Annotated in this window: 16 protein-coding genes and 1 tRNA gene; 10 read left to right on the top strand and 7 right to left on the bottom strand. The window is 35.8% G+C overall.

The window, feature by feature from the left end; all coding sequences use genetic code 11:
- Positions 1-86 precede the first annotated feature (86 nt).
- Genes G415_RS0104905 through G415_RS0104895 form a run of 3 tightly spaced genes read left to right on the top strand, consistent with a single transcriptional unit; the run spans position 87 to position 2110 of the window.
- Positions 87-269, top strand: a complete 183-nt coding sequence (locus G415_RS0104905) for a hypothetical protein (RefSeq protein ID WP_022670496.1) — start codon at positions 87-89, stop codon at positions 267-269.
- Positions 253-1683, top strand: coding sequence for a M48 family metalloprotease (locus tag G415_RS10735; RefSeq protein ID WP_022670495.1), 1431 nt, complete (start codon positions 253-255; stop codon positions 1681-1683). Before G415_RS0104905 ends, G415_RS10735 begins: the two co-directional genes overlap by 17 nt.
- A 13-nt stretch (positions 1684-1696) precedes the next feature.
- Positions 1697-2110: a hypothetical protein gene (locus tag G415_RS0104895; protein WP_022670494.1), complete on the top strand. Its 414-nt coding sequence runs from the start codon at positions 1697-1699 to the stop codon at positions 2108-2110.
- On the opposite strand, the gene G415_RS0104890 is transcribed toward G415_RS0104895, so the two are convergent.
- On the bottom strand, positions 2105-3208 hold the full coding sequence (locus G415_RS0104890; RefSeq protein WP_022670493.1) for a DUF763 domain-containing protein: 1104 nt from the start codon (positions 3206-3208) through the stop codon (positions 2105-2107). The two genes, G415_RS0104895 and G415_RS0104890, sit on opposite strands and share 6 nt — an antisense overlap.
- Before the next feature lie 29 nt (positions 3209-3237).
- Between G415_RS0104890 and G415_RS0104885 the strand changes: the two genes are divergently transcribed.
- The 4 genes from G415_RS0104885 (at position 3238) to accC (ending at position 10973) form a co-directional block, all read left to right on the top strand.
- A complete protein-coding gene (locus tag G415_RS0104885) occupies positions 3238-6903 on the top strand; it encodes an EAL domain-containing protein (protein ID WP_022670492.1) in 3666 nt (1221 codons plus the stop codon).
- Positions 6904-6958: 55 nt separating this feature from the next.
- Positions 6959-9085 carry an HD domain-containing phosphohydrolase gene (locus G415_RS10730; protein WP_022670491.1) on the top strand — a complete coding sequence of 709 codons (2127 nt, stop codon included), beginning with the start codon at positions 6959-6961 and terminating at the stop codon, positions 9083-9085.
- A 64-nt stretch (positions 9086-9149) separates the two neighbouring features.
- The gene (accB, locus tag G415_RS0104875; protein ID WP_022670490.1) at positions 9150-9629 is read left to right on the top strand and encodes an acetyl-CoA carboxylase biotin carboxyl carrier protein; all 480 of its coding nucleotides are present in this window, start codon (positions 9150-9152) and stop codon (positions 9627-9629) included.
- A complete protein-coding gene (gene accC / locus G415_RS0104870; protein ID WP_022670489.1) occupies positions 9630-10973 on the top strand; it encodes an acetyl-CoA carboxylase biotin carboxylase subunit in 1344 nt (447 codons plus the stop codon).
- On the opposite strand, the gene G415_RS0104865 is transcribed toward accC, so the two are convergent.
- The 3 genes from G415_RS0104865 to G415_RS0104855 are packed head-to-tail and all read right to left on the bottom strand — an operon-like array spanning position 10970 to position 13770.
- Positions 10970-11488 (bottom strand): GGDEF domain-containing protein, encoded by a 519-nt coding sequence (locus G415_RS0104865; RefSeq protein WP_022670488.1) that lies wholly within the window; start codon positions 11486-11488, stop codon positions 10970-10972. The two genes, accC and G415_RS0104865, sit on opposite strands and share 4 nt — an antisense overlap.
- A complete protein-coding gene (gene trpS, locus G415_RS0104860; protein WP_022670487.1) occupies positions 11457-12458 on the bottom strand; it encodes a tryptophan--tRNA ligase in 1002 nt (333 codons plus the stop codon). The genes G415_RS0104865 and trpS overlap by 32 nt, the downstream gene beginning before the upstream one ends.
- A 10-nt stretch (positions 12459-12468) precedes the next feature.
- Positions 12469-13770, bottom strand: coding sequence for an ATP-binding protein (locus G415_RS0104855; RefSeq protein ID WP_022670486.1), 1302 nt, complete (start codon positions 13768-13770; stop codon positions 12469-12471).
- A gap of 117 nt (positions 13771-13887) precedes the next feature.
- Between G415_RS0104855 and G415_RS09890 the strand changes: the two genes are divergently transcribed.
- Complete coding sequence (locus G415_RS09890) at positions 13888-15336, top strand: GGDEF domain-containing protein (protein ID WP_022670484.1); 1449 nt, start codon at positions 13888-13890, stop codon at positions 15334-15336.
- The gene (locus G415_RS0104845) at positions 15333-16376 is read left to right on the top strand and encodes a M24 family metallopeptidase (protein ID WP_022670483.1); all 1044 of its coding nucleotides are present in this window, start codon (positions 15333-15335) and stop codon (positions 16374-16376) included. Before G415_RS09890 ends, G415_RS0104845 begins: the two co-directional genes overlap by 4 nt.
- A gap of 3 nt (positions 16377-16379) precedes the next feature.
- On the opposite strand, the gene G415_RS0104840 is transcribed toward G415_RS0104845, so the two are convergent.
- Positions 16380-16456: transfer RNA gene (locus tag G415_RS0104840), tRNA-Pro, on the bottom strand.
- 57 nt (positions 16457-16513) lie between these two features.
- Complete coding sequence (locus G415_RS0104835) at positions 16514-17287, bottom strand: enoyl-CoA hydratase/isomerase family protein (RefSeq protein WP_022670482.1); 774 nt, start codon at positions 17285-17287, stop codon at positions 16514-16516.
- Positions 17288-17389: 102 nt separating this feature from the next.
- Here G415_RS0104835 and G415_RS0104830 point away from each other — a divergent pair, with 102 nt between their 5' ends.
- Positions 17390-18307, top strand: coding sequence for a ketopantoate reductase family protein (locus tag G415_RS0104830; RefSeq protein ID WP_022670481.1), 918 nt, complete (start codon positions 17390-17392; stop codon positions 18305-18307).
- On the opposite strand, the gene G415_RS0104825 is transcribed toward G415_RS0104830, so the two are convergent.
- Positions 18296-19744 carry a sensor domain-containing diguanylate cyclase gene (locus G415_RS0104825; RefSeq protein ID WP_081639331.1) on the bottom strand — a complete coding sequence of 483 codons (1449 nt, stop codon included), beginning with the start codon at positions 19742-19744 and terminating at the stop codon, positions 18296-18298. The two genes, G415_RS0104830 and G415_RS0104825, sit on opposite strands and share 12 nt — an antisense overlap.
- Positions 19745-19827 lie beyond the last annotated feature (83 nt).

Genomic DNA, 19827 nt, shown 5'->3' with positions numbered 1-19827 from the left:
ACTTATACTTAGTCCAGATACTTCTTGATTTTTAGGATAAACGCATTAATTTTATTAACAAATGTATATAAAAAAGGAGGTGCTCTATGGCTGAGAAGGTTGTGGTTAAACTTAAGAAAAATGAAGGAAAGGTGCATGTTAGTTGTGTTGAGTTCGGTATAGAAGAGTATTGTGCAACAGAAGAAGAAGCTATAAAAGTTGTTGAAGAGAAGTTAGCGCCAAAACATCTTGATATAGAATATGTCAGGGATTATGTCGAGAAGGATTAGACTCTTTAAAGGGGTTTTACTTTTTTTAACCCTATTTTTACTTAACTCTTGCACTATTAATCCTGCGACGGGTAGAAAAGAGCTTGTTCTTCTTTCGATGCAGCAGGAGTTTGAACTCGGCAGTAAAGCTTATAAAGATATTGTTTCAACATATGGGATTTATAGGTATAAGAATTTAAATGCATATGTGAAATCCGTTGGGCTTAGGGTTGTAAGTCATGCCGACTTGAAAATACCTTATCACTTTATTTTGCTTGATTCTGAAGCCGTTAACGCTTTCTCAACTCCCGGCGGGTATATATACATAACCCGTGGAATTTTGGCATATCTCAACAATGAAGCCCAGCTTGCCACCGTTATAGGTCATGAAGCAGGACACATAAACGCCCATCATGTTGCATCGATGATTTCAAAACAGCTTCTATTCAATCTTGGTCTGGCGATAGCTTATTCTGAGTCTAAAAAATTTAGAAGGTATATTCCGCTTATAGGCATAGCGGGTAATCTTCTGTTTCTGAGTTTCAGCAGAGAAGATGAGTATCAGGCTGATTATTTGGATGTAAAGTATGCTACTTTAGCTGGTTATGATGCTACGCAGATGGCCAAATTTTTTGATGAACTTATGCGTTATCAGTCAGAGAAACATTATTCTCTTCCTGAGTTTTTAGCAACCCACCCATCACCACCGCACAGAAAAGAGAAAATTTACAGGGAAGTTAGACTGTGGCAGAGTGTAGCAAGACGAAAGTATTATGAGATTGGAAGGGATAGGTATTTAGCTCATATAAACGGGATCTTGTTCGGTAAAGATAAAAGATACGGTTATGTCGAAGGTAATCATTACTATCATCCTGCTATGAGATTTGAGTTTAGATTTCCCAAAGGCTGGAGCCTTTCTGATACACGCAGGTTTATCCTTGTTTACAATCCCAAGGTTAAAGGAGAGTTTATAAAGATTACAACTTCGAAGGTTGATATTTATACGCTTGCAGCTAAATTCTCAAATAGAAGTCCAATAAAACATATATCAGTAAACGGTTTTGATGCTTTTGAATTTTCTAAGGTAATATCAGAAAACGGTGTTCTGTTCTATAAAAAGGGTGTTTTTGTAAGGTATGGTTCAACGAGTTTTATATTCATCGCTCAATCTCCTTTAGCAGTGTATCGCAAGGATAGATTTTATCTGAACATGCCTATGAAGACATTTAAGAGATTGACAGATTCGTCTAAGATTTATGTAAAAAACACCTATGTTAAGGTTGTAAAGGTAAAAAGAAGCTGCACATTTGAGAGCTTGCTTAAACAATTAGGTATAAAAAGGAAATTTTATAAGACAATTTATGTTATGAATAACATGTATCCCGATACACTACTTGCAGAAGGTGAGCTGGTTAAAGTTTTGATTGAAAGGTGAAGGAGAAGCGAAGATGAGAAGGCTATTGTTTGTGTTAAGTGCTGTTTTTGTTTTGAGTTTTAATTCGTTTGGAATGAGCTCTAACAGTTCTCCTTTTATTGTTATACTCTCGCCAAGACACAATGCTGTTCTGTGTGAAGGTAGGAGTTATCTTATAAAGTGGAAATCGAGAAATGTTAAAAAGCTATGTATAGAGCCGGTAATAGGCGGACATCCTGCTGGCATTTTGGGTAATTGCAATGTTGATGCGTTGAAGGGTGAGTTTTTGTGGCATATTCCCAAAGGTTTTGTCTCAAATTTTGGTGTGAATAATGAGAAGGTTAAGCTGTATCTGTGTAATAAAAGCGAGACTTATTGTGCGTCTATAGATGTTGTTATAAAGAGTATCTGTATTAATCCTATAAGGAGAAAACCTAAGCCGTTATAACAGTTTTGAGAGTCTTTTTAAAGCCCTTGCTTTGTCGTAGTGGCCTATTTTTGCTCTGTTTACTATCTCTTTTAATGTTTCTATGCTCTCTGTATAAGTTTCTAAGTCAACGGGATATGGATGGCCATCTTTACCGCCGTGAGCAAACGAGTATCGTGCAGGGTCTTTAAAGCTTGGCTTGTCCGAATATACAATCTCAGATATTAAGCTCAAAGCCCTTAGGGTTTTACTGCCTGCTCCTTTTATGTTTAAAAGCTGTTCAAAGTTTGAAGGCTTTTTGTCTGATATTTCTAAAATGTTTTTCTTAAGCCTTTTTATATTTAAGTCGGATAGAGTGATGTAATGCCTTCGTGGTAAATTCAATGTTTCTATTCTGCTTAATTCCTTTTCTATGGAATGGATTGGTGAGTTTAAAAAATCGATAAAATCATTTTGCACCTTTATACTCTCTTTTGCCACAAGGTTTAGAACAAGGTTTTCTAATCTTTGCGAGCAGATGGCTTTGTGTGGTTCTTTTGTGAAGCTTTTTGTTGTGTCTTTTAGCCAGTGATACCTTCTTGCCATTGAGTTTTTCTCGTTTAATCCCTGCTGAATTACACACCAGTTGTTTTTATCTGTGAATATAATTGTGTGATGATAAAGTTGGTAGCCATCCTGCAGTGCAGCATTGTCTATTTTTGCTATGATTTTACTTGTGTATTTTAGAAAGTTTGCGTTTATTGAGTGTTTTTCTGCAACTGTTTCAATCTCCTGCGGTGTTTTTAGTGCAGTTTTACCCTTGCCACCAGCCATAAACAGGCCAATTTCGTTTCCTATTTTATCTAAAGCAATTTTTAATGCTCCGCATACTGTTGTCGTAAGACCGCTTGAGTGCCAATCAAAACCCAAGACACAACCAAAAGCCTGAAACCAGAAAGGGTCTGATATTTTGTTTAAAAACTCGTCTTTTCCTAAATCAAGGCAGATTAAGTATGTTATCTGCTCTGATAGTTCAACCATTTTCTCAAACAACCATCGTGGAGCTTTTCCTGTATGTAAGGGCAGATTTGCAATACCCGTTCTTGCCATATCATAATAATACAATCTTGTTGTTGACATTGCCACTATTAGGGTAATAAAATGTAAATATGTTGCAGAGTGGCAGTTTAATTTTTGATGCTGTTTTAACAAAAGATGGTTCTAAAATAGATAAGTTCAATATATTGAAAAATACGTTTGCTAAAGAGATATCATCAGACAAGATAAAATTCTTCGTTTTAAAAAACTCAAAAAGAGACGGCATTGTTCAAGAGTCTCTGTTTTGTGAAGGTATAGGTGATATTTCTATCACTGCAGTGTTTAAAAAAGATAAAGAGTTTACTTTTGTTTATGGATTTATTGTTCCTGATGGGAGACTTGTGAGTTCTGAATTATTTGAGATTTTCAATGATGTGGGTAATGTGTGCATTGTGCTGTATCAGGAAAATGGAGAGATAGTTTTTGCAAATAAGAACTTTTATAGGGTTTTAGGATACAGGGAAAAAGATTTAAAAGGCAAGCATATCTGTGAATTTATAGGTAAACTTCATAGGGATATATGTTATCATCATGCCTCTCAGAGACTTAAAGGTATTAAATTCAGTAGTGTATATCACGGCGTTAAAGTTGTCTCTTCTGATGGGACGGAAAAGATTTTTAGCATTTATGGTAGCACAGTTGTATATAACTCCAAGCCGGCTGGAATTCTCTTTGGTGTAGATATAACTGAAGAGAGTAATCTTAAAAAGCTTTATATGGCTCTTAAAGATATAAATCAAGCAATAATAAAAGTTGAAGATGAGAGTGATTTATTTGCTGAGATTTGCAATGTATTAATTAGGGTTGGTTTTGCTGCAGCTGTTGTAGCTTCTGTTGACGAAGAGAAAAGAATTGGCATCAATTATGTAGCAGGCAAAGGCAGAGAATTTTTTGAAAGTGTATTTGCAACTGTTGATGGTGTGTCAGAGTATGGCAGAGGGACGGCTGCTAAAGCATTTTCCAAAGGCGAGATAGTGATAAATCCCGATACAGAATCAAATCCTGATATGGTTTACTGGCGTGATGATTTGTTAAAACTTGGATTTCGTTCAAATTGTGCCATTCCTATAGTTGTTGATGGGAGAGTTGAAAATATACTACTTGTTTTTTCTCAAAAAAGAAATGCCTTTATAAGCGAATATTTGGATTTGCTAAAGGAATTGAAAGGTGATGTTGAGTTCGCTATTAAGAAGATAAAGTCAGAGAGAAATCTAAAACTTGTAAGTAAAGTTTTAGAAGAAATAGAAGAGTGTGTTGTCATTACAAATGAAGATTGCGAAATAGAATATGTAAATAGTGCATTTGTTAAGGCGCTTGGATATACACTTGAAGATGTTAGGGGAAGAACCCCATTGTTTCTCGGGGCTGAGGAGAGAAAAAAGGAGTGTAAGAAAACTGAAGTTTATGCTCGTCTGTTAAAGAAAAGTCCTGTTGAGTTTGAATATGAGACTATAACAAAAAATAAAGAGCATAAAACCTTCAATGTTAGTGTTGTTCCTATATATAAACGCGGGAAAATATTTAAGTTTGTTGGCTTGATGAGAGATATAACTATTCAAAAGAAGCAACAGGAGCAGCTTGAGTCTCTTAATAGGTTTTATTTGACTCTCTATCACTTAAACGAAGTATTTATATCTGTTGAAGATGAGAGTGAATTATTAAAAGAAAGTTGTGCAATTTTGGTTGAGCACTTAAATGCTGCTGCTTCGTTTGTTATAGTAAATGCTGATAGTAAGTGGATTGTTAGTTATGCATCGGTGAGAAACGATAAAATGGAAAGTTTTGCTAAAGAATTGAAAACCGGTATAGATAAGTTAAAGCCAGAGGATAATGAATTTCCTTTTGTTAGAGCTTATTCGACAAACAGCATAAAGCTGACTTCTGATATAAGCAGTGATTTTAGAACAGTTAAATTTAAGGGTCTTGTTGAGAAATATGGATTGCAAAGTTGCTTTGCTATTCCTTTGAATTTATCTTCAAATGTTTTTGCTGTTGTAATAGCTGTTTTTGATTTTAGAATAGAATTTACCAAGAAATTTTATAAACTGCTTCTTCAAGTTAAAGGTGATATAGAAGCTTCTTTACAATACTTAAGAAATAGAAGATGGAATAAAATAATCTCAATAGCTCTCAACGCAGGCTTTTCGTATGTTGTTATAATGGATAGGTTCTTTAGAATTGTGTATATGAACGAAGCAGCACTTGAACTTCATGGTTATAAGTATGAGGAAGTTATAGGAAAAAAGCATTCGATTTTCTCTTCTAATCAGCATGATAGAGAGTTTATAAAAAGACTTGCAAAGTCTTTAAGAAAAGGTGAGGTGTTTAGTGATTTATTTGTTTACAGGACTAAGGACGGGAAACTTGTTGAGGGTTATACGACAATTATTCCTTATAAAGAAGATGGAAAAATAAGGTATTATATAGCTGTTGGTAAGGATATAACGAAGGAAAAAGAACTTCAGAAGAAACTTATATTTCTATCAAGACATGATTTATTAACTAAATTGCCAAATAAAGACGAGTTTTTAAGAAAAGTTGGGCTGGTTCTAAAAAATGAAAAAGGAAAAATTTCAGCTTTTGCTGTTATAGATATTCACAACTGTTCCTATATAAATCAGGTTTACGGTTATACCGTTGGAGATGAGTTAATAAAAGAAACTGCTAAAAGGTTAACTGCGGATATAAAGAATAACGATATTGTTGGTAGGCTTACTGGTGATAAATTCGCTTTGTTTATGTCTTCAGTTAATAGCGAAGAGGATGCTCTTGTTAAGCTTATGGGAATTCTGAGAAGGTTAAACGAACCTGTTAAGATTGACAACAACAGTATTTTACCTTCTTATCATATAGGCGTTAGTTTTTACCCTATTGACGGTGAGAGTCCCGATGACCTTTTATCGAAAGCTGAACTTGCTCTTGTATCTTCTAAATCGCAAGGTGAAAATGAAATAGGTTTTTTCAAGAAAAATACTCAGAAGAGAGTATTTAAAATTATACAACTCAAAGATAAACTAAAAAAGGCTTTTGAAAATAACGAGTTTGTCTTGTTCTATCAGCCTTATTACTCTATAGAAACAGAAGAGATTGCAGGTGCAGAAGCACTCCTTAGATGGGTTCATAAAGGTAAAATAGTTCCGCCTTCTGAGTTTATAGAAGTGCTCGAAGATTCAAATCTTATGTTTGATGTAGAAGAGAGAATAATTTACGAAGCGGTTAAGACAGTAGCTTCTCTTAATAAAAGGATTCCTATTTCAGTGAATATCTCTCCTAAAAGTTTTAGGAGAGATTATATTGTTCAGTTTATTAAACAAGTGCTAAGAGATTTTGGAGTTGAAGGCAATCTTTTAACGGTTGAGATAATAGAAAGAGTGTTTATAGACGACAGAGATTACACTAAAAAGGTTTTATATGAGCTTAAAGATGTTGGTGTTAAAATAGCCGTTGACGATTTTGGCACAGGATATTCATCTTTAACATACATAAGGGAGCTTCCTGTTGATGTAGTTAAAATAGATATGGCTTTTGTAAGAGGTATGCTTACAAATAGAAAAGATTTAAGTCTTGTTAAGCTTATAATTAGTATAGCTAAAGAGTTTGGATTTAAAACAACTGCTGAGGGTGTTGAGACTAAAAAGCAGGTTGAAATTTTAAAGAGTATGGGCTGTGATTACGCTCAAGGTTATCTGTTTTGTAAGCCTATAGATAAAGATAGCTTTGCAGAAATGTTAAAATAATTTGATAATAGTTTGATATTTGTTTAACATTTCACTATAATTTGCAGGGGGATAAGTGAAAGTAAAATTATCTGAACTATTATTTTTTATTTTAAATAAGTGGCGTCTGAATATAAACAATGAAGAGCTTCTTAGGAGAATAGCTGAATATTTTGGTGTTGAGTTTTCTGTTCTTGGAATTGCTAACTTTGAAAGTGTTTTGAATCTAAATAAGGAAGTTAGCTTTTCTTATTTTTTGTCTAACAGTATTGGGATAAAAGAAAAACTCGATGATATCTATATGGCTGGTGCTTTTAAGGAGAGTTTAGAAAAAAGAAACTTAGTCAATGTAGGGAATTATCCGAGATATAAACATGCGGTAAAAGAATGGAAGGATGCTAAAGTCAAATCTGTTCTTACAGCGCCACTTATTAAAGGTGTTGATGTTTTTGGTGCAATCCAAGTTGTTTGTTTAGATGAATATAACTATTTTGATAGTGATAACGAGAAAGATTTAAAACTGGTAGCGGACATTATCTCGACTGTAATATCAAGCGAGTTTAAAAGCTACAAAATTCTGCTTCACAATCAAACTGAACAATTGCATATAAAGATTTCTTCTTCTTTAAGGAATATAGCTTATGTATCTTTGCACGATTGGTTGATAAGTAATCTCAGATATGTTTTGAGATACTCTCATGCAGATATAACAGGTTTTATAATGCCTTACGATAGTGTTTATTGTGTGGTTGATAGAACGGGAGATTTTACCGTTTGCTATGATGATTTTAATGATGATGTTGAGGATTGGATTACATATAAACTATTTAGTAAAAATGTCAAGACTACTATTACCTACTCAGAAGCCATTAAGAGATATGGGTTAGAATTATCAAAACAGGCAAATATTCTCGGCTTGGAAGATGGCATATTTGTTCCTATTGAATACAATGGGCAACTCGTAGCATCTTTTGCTTATGGCTTTAAAAAAAAGATAGAAAATATAGGATATCACAAGATTTTGCTTAAAAATATAGGTATGCATCTTGTTATGTCTGTCTTATCTTTTAGAAGGCTTGCAGAAATAACTCATGTTCTTACTAAAAACGAAGAGCAATTTTTGAAATCTCTCATGAAAGTCGCAGAATTAAGAGATACATACACAAAAGGGCATTCAGAAAGGGTTGCATATTACGCGAGACTTATAGGGGAAGCACTTGGTAAAAGTGAAAGGGAAAAAAATCTTATATACACCGCTGGCCTTCTTCACGATATAGGAAAAATAGGAATACCAGATTCAATCTTGCTTAAGCCGGGCAGGCTTTCAAAGCATGAGTTTGAGATAGTAAAGTATCATCCCGTATTTTCTTATGAGATGGTTAAGGGTATAGACCAGCTTGAATATGTAGCTGATTGCATTAAACACCATCACGAGAGGTGTGATGGTAGTGGATACCCTGATAGACTCAAGTGTCATCAGATAGAGTGCTGTGCAAGAGTTTTAGCTATAGCTGATGTGTTTGATGCTTTGACGAGCAAGAGAACTTATAGAGAGAAAAGTAGATATTCTCCAAAAGAGGCGATAAAGGTTATGGAAGAAATGGCTCTTGATAGATATACCTTAAAGGTTTCTAAGGATATTTTAGTTAACAACTGTTTGCAGGATGAGCAAGGAAGCAACTTGCCGCAGTTGAGAGAGATAGAAGAAGAAAGGGTTAGCGTTTTCTTTAAAGATTACTTGACAGGGGCGGACAGGCTCGTTTTGTTTAGGGAGTTTGTGGTATCGAAGATAAAAAATAGAGAGTCGTTCTTGTTGTTTGTTGTGGATATAAAGGATTTAGGGTATATAAACCATACCTACGGTATAGATTATGCGAATAAGCTTATAGAGTATCTTGCAGAAGAGTTGCTTGCTAATCCTTATCTTTTAAGGGTTATGAGAGATGGTGCGGACTCTTTTGTATGTCTTTGTCCTGAAGGCAATATGGAGAGATTTTTCTCGTTCATTGAAGATGTTGACGCAAAGGTTAGAAATAAATTCCTTTTCAAACAGGAAGATGTAAAGAAATATTCAGAAGGATTGCTGTATAAGACATTCGTTAGGTTTCCAGAAGATGGTTTGACATTTGAAGATTTGCTATACAAGTTGCGCTTAAGACTTAAACAGATACGGCGAGTTCATAATTCACACTTAACTTCTTAGTAAAATTTGAAAAATAAACAGCCTTTTGTTATATTGTTCACGATATTGAAAAGGAGGGTAAGAAATGGATTTAAAGCAGCTTAAAGAGCTGATGCGTTTTGTTGAGAAGAGCAACTTTGTCGAGTTTGAATACAAAGATGACGAGTTGCATCTGGTCTTAAAAAAGAAAGAAGCGTTTGTGGGAGAGAATATAGTTGCCCAAGCTCAACCTTTGGTTGTTGAGACGCAAGCTGCGACTCCGCAACAGGTAAAAGAAGAGAAAAAGGAAGAAGCCAAAGAAGATAAGGTATTAGACAAAGACCTTGTAGAGATAAAATCACCTATGGTTGCAACATTCTACAGAGCGCCTTCGCCAACATCTCCACCTTATGTGGAAGTGGGTGATGAAGTGAAAAAGGGTGATGTGCTCTGTATTCTTGAAGCTATGAAGATAATGAATGAGCTTGAAGCAGAATTTCCGTGCAGGATAGAGAAAATTCTGGTTGAAAACGGCCAAAAGGTTGAATATGACCAGCCACTATTCCTTGTAAAGAGGTTAGGCTAAATGTTCAAAAAAATCCTAATCGCCAACAGGGGAGAGATAGCAGTCAGAATAATAAGAGCAGCAAAAGAGCTGGGTATTAAAACTGTTGCTGTCTATTCGACAGAAGATAAAGAGTCTATGCATGTGAAGTTGGCAGATGAGTCTATATGTATAGGCTCTGCCGAAGCACAAAAGAGCTATCTTCACTTGTTCAACCTTGCTCAGGCTATAGTCAACTCAAAATGCGATGCTGTGCATCCAGGATACGGATTTTTGAGTGAAAATCCGACATTTGTTAGGGTGTGCAATGATTTAGGTGTTAAGTTTATAGGCCCTGACGCTGAAACGATGGAGAGATTGGCGGATAAATCCGTCGTTAAGCAGATACTTGCAGACAACGGCATACCGACTGTTCCAGGAAGCAAGGGCTCTATAAACGATGAGAATACGCTTATTGAGACAGCCGAAAGGATAGGTTATCCCGTTCTGCTTAAAGCAGCATGGGGCGGCGGCGGTAAGGGAATGCGAGTTGTAAGGGATAGGGATGAGCTTATCTCTGCTTACAACTCTGCAAAGATGGAAGCAAGAGCTTCGTTTGGAAGGGAAGATATCTATCTTGAGAAGTTTATCGAGCATCCAAGACATATAGAAGTTCAGGTGCTTGCAGATGAACATGGCAATGTTATCCATGTAGGCGAAAGGGACTGTACACTTCAAAGAAGACATCAAAAACTGCTTGAAGAAGCACCATCTCCCGTTTTAAAAGAAGAGACAAGAAAGAGATTACACGAGACGGCAACTGAAGCATGCAGGGTGTTGGGATATAAGAATGCTGGAACACTTGAGTTTCTCTTTGATGGTGAAAACTTCTATTTTATCGAGATAAATACGCGCATTCAGGTTGAACATCCCGTAAGTGAGATGGTTTATGGCGTTGATTTGATAAAGGAGCAGATAGCTATAGCATCCGGTGAAGAGTTAAGCATTATGCAGTCTGCCATTGTGCCTAAGTTTCATGTTATAGAGTGCAGAATCAATGCAGAAGACCCAGAGAAGTTTTACCCATCTCCCGGAAGGATAAAGAATTTATACCTGCCCGGTGGTCCTGGTGTAAGGATTGATACTGCAGTTTCATGTAATAGTGTAATATCGCCTTATTACGATTCTATGATAGCAAAGCTCATAGTTAGAGGCTCAGACAGAGAAGAAGCAAGAAAGAGAATGCTGAGATGTCTTGATGAGTTTGTGATTGAAGGAATAAAGACAAGCATTCCTTTCTTTAAAAAGATACTGACAAGCGATAGATTTATAAACAACAATTACGATACAAACTTTATAGATAAAGAGTTCCTGGGCAAGCCTTAAGCTTGCACCAGGATATCTTCTTTTGTTGAAATTGCTTTATTTAATGCGTCATAGCTTCTTTGAGAGAAGGCTTCGGGTGTGTCGTTAAGTTTTGAGAATGTTATACCAAACTTTGGCATAATATCTATGATGCATCCTTCTGCGTTAAGCTCTTTTAGATTTTTTGACAATTTTTCGCAAAATTTTACCGTATCATCACCTTCAAATACTCGCGTTAATATACAGAACAACCCGTTTTCGCAGTAGAATAGAATATCACTTTTTCTGCAGATTGACTTTAGTTTTTCTGCGACTGCTTTATCTACCTGTTCTTGTTTTAATGCTTCACAGCTTGAGCTAATTCTTTCCAAAGAGCAGTCCATAAGTATAAAACTCCAGTTCTCTTCGTATCTTTCGTGTTGTTTTAGTATGTTGTCCATTAGTAAATACAGTGTTGACTTGTTATAAAGGCCTGTTGTTTCGTTTTTAAGTGCCTTTTCTAATCTATCTAAGTCTTCCTGTTGAAAAAATTGCATCTCTCACCTCTTCTAAAGTTTCCTTTGCTTTTTGACTTGCCTTCTTTGAGCCTTCTATTAGTATCTCTTTTATCGTCTTTTCCTTGTTTAGAAGCTCTTTGCGTTTTTCTCTAAACGGTTTTAATGCTTCATTTAAATTCTTAATTAACATTTTTTTGCAGTCAACACAACCTATTTCTGCTTTTGAGCAGGCTTGTTTTATCTCTTCCTGCTTCTCTTTTGATGAAAATATTTTATGCAGCATAAAAACGCCACACTCTTCTGCGACACCAGGGTCTGTTCTTCTTTTTCTTCGTGGGTCCGTAAACATGATGCGTATCTTTTTTGTTGTCTCTTCTTCGGAATCGGATAGATAAATTGCATTGTCGTAGGATTTGCTCATCTTTCTGCCGTCAAGACCTAAAATCTTTGGCACTTTTGTCAAGAGTGGCTGTGGTTCTATGAAGACATCTTTTTGTGTTGTATGGTTGAAGTGTCTTACAAGCTCCCTTGTAAATTCAAGATGGGCGACCTGGTCAAGTCCAACAGGAACATAATGCGCTTTGTAAATAATAATGTCTGCAGCCATTAGAACGGGATACCCTAAAAAACCGTAGTTGGATGTTTTGGCTTTGCCCAGTTGGGCTATCTGGTCTTTGTATGACGGAACTCTTTCCAGCCATCCTACCGGTGTTATCATTGAAAGAAGCAGGAATAGTTCGGCATGCTCCTTTACAAGTGATTGAACAAAAATTATGCTTTTTGAAGGGTCAAGTCCAAAAGCAAGCCAGTCTGCCACCATGTTTATTGTGTTTTTAGGTATCTCTTTTGATGAGTCAAAGCCTGTTGTTAAAGCATGCCAGTCTGCAACGAAATAGAATCTTTCGTAATCTTCGTTTTGTAAGTTTATCCAATTCTGTAATGCTCCATAAAGGTTACCGAGATGTAAATCTCCTGTTGGTCTCATGCCACTTAAAACGGTTTTTTCCATCTTTTACCCCTCACATTGGAAGAATGATTTTAAATGTTGTGCCTTCGGCTATTTTGCTATCTATGTAAAGTTCACCACCCAAGATTTCAATTGTGTGTTTCGCAAGTGGCAAGCCCAAGCCCTTCTTTACCTTGCCGCCTGATTCAAACGGTTTGAATATGTTTCTGAGTATATCCTTTGGTATGCCTGGTCCTGTGTCTTTTATTACTATCTCGATAGAGTTTTTTACTTCTTCAGATTTTTTTATACCAACAAATAACTCTCCACCGTTTGGCATAACCTTTATGCAGTTGTCGATAATATTTTTTAAAGCCATTTTTAATTTTTTAGGGTCTGTTCTTACAGGTGGCAATTTCTCTTCTATTTTTAGTGTTAGTTTTATTTTGTTTGATGATATGGCGTTTTTGTACTCTTCTATAACTTCTTTTACTATATTTTGCAAGACAGAGAATTTTAACTCAACTGCTGAATCGCTCATGGTTAGAAGGTTATCAAGCAACATGCTCATGTTTTTGCTTTCGGTTTTTATGTATTCTATGTATTTTTCTAACTCTTCTGGTTTTGCACCTTTCTTTAGTTTTTTATCTACGATGGATGCTATACCACCAAGACTCATAAGTGGGTTTCTTAATCTGTGAGCAACGCTTTCTGCTAAATCAAGCATTGCTTTTTCTTTCTCTTTTTTTATGAGCTGTTGCTGTATTGCTTCTATTTTTCTTAAAGACTCTTCGAGTTTTTTGTTTTTTTCTGATAGCTCAAGGTTTAAATCGTCTATCTCTTTGAGATGCTTCTCCATTGCATCGCTTAAGATACCTGTTGGAAACACGATTACGAAAAATGGGACAATTCTGTAAATTAGTTCACCTATGTTATAGATGCCTATGCCATAGCTTAAGTTGAATAGTATATAAAATATGGCTCCCGTTAATGCTACAATGAACGATGGCTTTGTTCCGAGCACAAATGCTGATATGCTTATCACAACAAAGTATCCTGAATAGAAAGGGCTTGAAAACCCACCTGTTGTATAGGTGAAGTATGATATTACTGCTTGGTCGAATATAAAGGTAAATAGACAAAAGTACTCACATTTATTTGAATCTGGTGGAAAGTAAAACCTTATCACAAAAAACAGGGTATAGATGTAGATTAGGCTATTGTATAAGTATATGAGCAAGAGTTTATTTACATTTGCGAGATATAGATTTGGGTATGTTGTCCATATAACGGCACCAGAGACAGAGATAAGGCGTATTGACAAAATCAAAAGATTTGTCTTTGGTATGTCGGTAAAATGCTGAGCTTTTACCATTAGACGGCACCCAAAAATTGGACAGACATTAACATTTTGCTATACTATAGGTTAGTGGTTAGTTGGCTTTTTGTCAAACTAAAAAGTCTTTTTGTTCGTAAAAAGAGGGAGGAATCCTTGATAAGAAAGACAAAGGGTAAATCAAAGGTTTCATGTTCAACTTATATTGAAAATTTATCTGCTGCTATTATTTATCTTCTGATATCTCTAAAAACAGGGGATAAAGAGATAGACGAAAGATTAGACGAGTATAAAGAGAAAATTAAAAAGATTAAGTACGAAGAGGATACATCAAAACTCATTGCCTTTAGAAACGAGATAGCCGAGTTTGTCATAAAATACGATGAGTTTTTACAGAAAAAGAGAAACAGATTCAACAGCTTGCTTTTGAGTAATCTCTCAATACTCATAACACTTGCGAAATCTGCGGAAGCCGACAAGAGATGGAGAGATAGCCTTGATAAGGTTAAAGAGATTCTAAAACAGAAGATAGATGAAGAGAGTCTTGTTGCGTCTAAGGAGATTCTATTTAGGCTTGGAACTTCAACAAAAGACTCAAAGGATGTTGTTTATAGAGATATACTCGAGATTCTGTTTCTGCTTTTAGATGTTGAAAGTGACGATGTTAAGGCTAAGGATTATCTAAACAAGGTAAAAGAGCTGCAATCTAAACTCTCATCATACCCATACAGGCTTGATGAAAAAGAGATAAGAGAAGAGATAAAGGCTTTAGTTAAAGAGAAAGAAGAGCTCGAAGAAGAGTATATAGAAACACTGCAGAACAAACTCGACAAGGCGTTGAAGGCCCTTATTTATACAATAACAACATTTACATCTTCATCTTCCAACTATGTTGATACATTTCAAGGTCATATAGACGAGATAAACAGTGCCATATCGAGTAAAGATATAGATGTTGACGAGTTAAGCAGAAGACTTATAGGTATAGCGATAAAGATAAAAGATACAACCGTTACGATGAAGAATGAGATAGAAGAGTATTCAAAGAAGATGAAAGAAGCAGAAGAAGTGATAAAGGATTTAAAAGAGAAGCTAAAGAAAGCACAAGAGAATCTAATAATAGACCCATTGACGGGTATTTACAACAGGAGAGGTTTATTGCATTTCTTTAGGGTTGAGATAAATAGAGCCCAGCGATACAAACAACCATTTTCTATCATTATGGCAGACCTTGATCATTTTAGCAATGTAAACAACACATACGGCCATTTAGCCGGAGACATGGTTTTAAAGGGTTTTTGTAAAACGGTTAAATCCATGATAAGAGCTGGCGATATATTTGCACGATACGGTGGTGAAGAGTTTATTATTCTGCTTCCGAATACGGACGAAGATGCAGCATTCGAAGTGGCAGAGAAGTTAAGAGAAGCCGTTGCAAGGCTTAAATTCAAGTATAAGAGCGATATCTTTTCTATAACATCGAGTTTTGGTGTTGCTTCGTTTAAGGAAGGAGACACGATGGAATCTCTTATTAAGAAGGCAGATAGAGCCCTTTACAAGGCAAAAGAGAAGAGAAATATGAGTGTTAGGGAGTCGCAGTTATGATAGAAAGAAGAATATCTAAATTGAAAGAGAAGATGAGAGAGTTTGATGTTGATGCTGTTGTTTTATTTTCTGATTCGGACATAAGGTATTTTACTGGTGTTGATGTCAGTGGTGTTTTGGTTGTTTATGATGATGCTATTCTGTTTGTTAGTCCTTTGTATTTTCAGAAGGCGAAGGAAAATTTGTCTGATAGAGCAAAAGAGAGCAGAAGTCTTGATGATGTTGTTGAGTTTTTGAAGTCTCAAAAGCTAAAAAGGGTTGGGCTTGATTTTATAAAAACAACGCACAGGCAGGCGAAGGCGTTTGAAGAGTTTGATATTGTTGATTTTACCAATCAGACACTGATTATAAGGATGATTAAAGAAAGAGAAGAGATAAATCAGATAAAGCGTGCGGCATTTGCGGCAAGAAACGCATTTTTAAAGGTTTATCCCACTCTAAAGCCGGGCATTACAGAGAAGGAGTTTGCCGATGAGCTTGCCTATCAAATAAGAAAAGCGGGAGCCCAGAAGGAGTCGTTTGATATTATTGTTGCAAGTGGTCCCAATGCTGCCCATCCGCACCACATTCCAACAGATAAAAAAATCGAAGATGGCGAGTTTGTTGTGATTGATTTTGGAGCGACAGTTGACGGTTATAACTCAGATACAACATACACATTTTTGATGGGTGAGAAGGACGACGAGAAAAAGGAGTTATTTAATGCTGTTTTTTATGCCCAGTTGTACGCTACAGAGATGATAGCACCAGGTAGAACAAAGGCAAACGAAGTGGATGCAAGGGTTAGAAAAGAGCTTGCAAAGTATGGGCTTGATAAGTATTTCATTCATTCGACGGGTCATGGTGTTGGGCTTGATGTTCATGAGTTTCCTTTTATAAATGCAGATAGCGATATAGTTTTGCAAAAAGATATGGTTTTTACAATAGAACCCGGCATCTACATACCAAATAGGCTTGGAATTAGACTTGAGCATATGGTTTTAGTTCATGATATGGATACAGAAGTTATAGCCTTTACACCTTTTATGGAGATAATGTAAAACTGGTCGGGGCGGGCGGGCTCGAACCGCCGACCCCCAGTACCCGAAACTGGTGCGCTACCAGACTGCGCTACGCCCCGTCAGCGCTCATTATAGTTGTGTCTGTCTAAAATTCAAGTGATTTGTGAAAGGTTTCCTTATCTCTCTTTCCAATTGGGCTCTCTCTTCTCTAAAAACGCATTTATACCTTCTTCTGCATCTTCTAAGGCGCATATTTGACTAAATGCGTAATTGGCAAGCTCAATAGCCTTTTCAAGCGGCATATCAGCCATCTCGTAAAACGCCTTTCTTGTTATCTGAAGCGCAAGCGGGCTTTTGCTTGCAAGCTCTTCTGCTAATTTGTAGGTCTCTTCTTTTAATTTATCTTTTGGCACAACTTTGTTTATTATACCCCACTGATATGCTTCTTCTGCTGTTATTATTCTTCCTGTTAGAAGCAACTCTAAGGTTCTTTTTCTTCCTATGAGCTTACTTAAAGCAACAGCTGGTCCTATACATGAGAGTCCAACATTTATCGCCGTTGCACCCAATTTTGTGCCTTCTGCTGCTATTGCAAGGTCGCATAGGGCAACTAAACCAAAGCCATTTGCAACGGCAAATCCATGAATCGATGCAATAGTCGGTTTTTTCATGCTTGTTATCGTTAAATTCATTTTTTCCATTAATTTTGTTGTCTGGAGCAACTCAAATGGAGTCTTGTTTTTTAGCTCGTTTACATCTATGCCAGCTGAAAACCCTTTTCCTTCAGCATTTATAACGATAACCCTTACTTCTTTATCGTTGTCAAACTCAACAAGAGCACTGTTTAGCTCTTCTGCAAGTTGGCTTGTAAAAACATTGAGACTCTCTGGCTTGTTCAATGTTATTGTTCCTATAAAATTCTCCTTCTTAGTTTTTATACTCTCATACATTTTAATACCTCCTTGAGTTTTTTAAATTTTAATAAATTGTTAATCTGTTGTAAAGTGTTCATATCTTGTTATAATAGAAAGAAAAGAAGAAGGAGAAACTTTATGAGAGTTGTTATTTTCGGTGCTGGTGCTTTGGGTTTGTGGTTTGGTTTTATGCTGGATAATGTTGCAGATGTTGTCTGTATCTCAAGAGAAAGGATAAAAAACACTTTGAAAAACAACACTCTTGTTCTCAAAAAAGGCGATGAGTTGAAAAGCAAGAAATTGAAGATAGAGACGAGTATAAACAGCGTTGGAAAACCAGACTTTGTTCTTCTTGCCACGAAGAGTTATGATTCTGAAGAAGCTTTGAAAACAATCAAATCAAAGTGGAATAGTGTCGATATTATAACCATTCAAAACGGTATTTATACGGAAGAAGTTGCAGAAAAGCTGTTTGGCAAAGACAAAATATTCCCTGCAAGTGTCTTAATAGGCTCAAGATTTATTAATGAATCTACAATTGAAGAGTTCCTAAATGAAGGAATGAAGATAGGCTCGCTTATCGAAAACAACAGGTTGGACAAAATATGCAATGTTTTTGAAAATGCAGGTATAAAGATAGAAAAAAGCGGCAACATTATGAGAGATAAGTGGCATAAGTTCATGTTTTACTGCTCATCTGCCACGCTCAATGCTTTGACGGGCATTTTGGATTTATCTTTCGAGCACGCAAGGTGGATTGTTAGAGAGTCTCTAAACGAGATTGTTAGGGTTGCAGAGTATTTAAACCTTGATTTCTCTGCTAAAGAAGTTGCAGATGATGTATTTGGGTTTTCTCAAAGCTTCAAACCGAAAAAATGGAAGGCAAGTGTTGGTGAAGATTTAAGAAAGGGAAGAAAAACCGAGATAGAGTATCTAAATGGATATGTGGTTAAATTGGCAAAGAAGTTTAATCTTGAAGTTAAGGTTAATGAGACACTCTATAGAGTTGTAAAAATGCTTGAGTTTACAGGTTTATTTAAGGGCTTAACTGTTTAGTCTGGCTCGGGGGTATTCTTGTAAATATTTTACTATCTTGACCCATTCATCATCTTCTAAATCACCCTTTTTAATCATTATTTTGTCTTCTGAAAGGTCTAAGTTCTTCTTTTCTATAGCTGTAATTAAATTAAAAAGAGTGCCATTCTTTAGGGCTTTCTTTCTCTTTTTCTCTTCATACATTTTTCTATCGGCTTTCTCTAAAATCTTTTTTAAATCTTCAGATGGCAGATTCTGTGTTGCATATCCTATTGATACGCCACAATATACTCTGTTTTTGTCTGAACAAGTGTTTCTTAATCTTCTGCAGAATGCCTTTACTCCTTTCTCGTTTGTTTTTGGTAAAATAACAACAAACTCATCGCCACCTATCCTTGCGACAATGTCGTTTTCCCTTACTGCTTCTTTTAGAGAGTTTGCAATGCTTATTAAGAGTTCATCGCCTGCTTTGTGCCCTAATGTGTCATTTATCTCTTTTAAATTGTCTGCATCGAGTATAACCATACTAATTGGATAGTTTTTTGGAGTGTTAATTATCTGCAACTCTTTTTCGAAGAAGAGTCTATTGTTTAATCCCGTTAATGGGTCTATAAACGAGAGTTTTTTAAGTTGTTCTGTCTCTTTTTTTACCGCCGTGATATCTTCACCAGCGCTTAGAGTTGCAACAACATTACCTGCTTCATCCATAAGAAATGTTGAATACCAACCTATAAGTCTTTTTTCACTGTTTTTTGTAACTATGTGATTCTCATAGTAGCTTAACTCTTCAAAATCGCCGTTTATTATTCTTCTAAAAACATGTTTTACTTCTTCTTTCTCTTCTTCTGGCAAAAAGTTATCAAACCAATTTTTACCTAAGATATCGTCCCTTTTGTATCCCAATATCTCTTCAACCTTCTTATTTACAAACTTTGTTTTCATCTCTCTATCTATAACGACAAGCATTATATTTGCAAGATTGAGATATGTTTCAAACTCTTCTTTTTTGGCTTTAAGTTTATCTTTTAAAAGTTTTTCGTAAGTTACATCTATACCAATAGCGACAGAACCTATAGGCTTGCCATTGGTGTTGGTGAAGTTTTCAGAATACCACCTGATTGTTCTTTTACTTCCGTCTTTTCTTGTTATTGTTGTCTCAAAATCTTTTACTATCTCACCCTTTTTGATTATCTCGATTGCTTTTGAGAATATCTTGTCCCTATAGGATTTATCAGGATACAATAAATCCCATATGTCCTTTTTACCTACAACTTCTTCCTTTGAGTATCCGCTGATTTTCTCTGCGCCTTTGTTCCATAGAACGATATTGCCATTTTCGTCCAAGGTGTTTACCCATATAAGTTCTGTCTCTGCTATGACTTTTAAAAGTAAATCATTGTGCTTGAAGATTAACACTCCTTCTACTGCCTGATAAAGTTTCTCCAAATATAATATCAATTAAGTACGGTTTTGCAAGATGGTTTTTGAATATTGAGTTTTTTCAGATAATATTATACAATTATAAAAATCTATTAACTTTA

Origin of the sequence: Hippea alviniae EP5-r, assembly GCF_000420385.1 — a bacterium.
GTDB lineage: Bacteria > Campylobacterota_A > Desulfurellia > Desulfurellales > Hippeaceae > Hippea > Hippea alviniae.
Note: the sequence above shows the minus strand (reverse complement) of the source record. Positions and strands in the feature narration are given on the sequence as shown.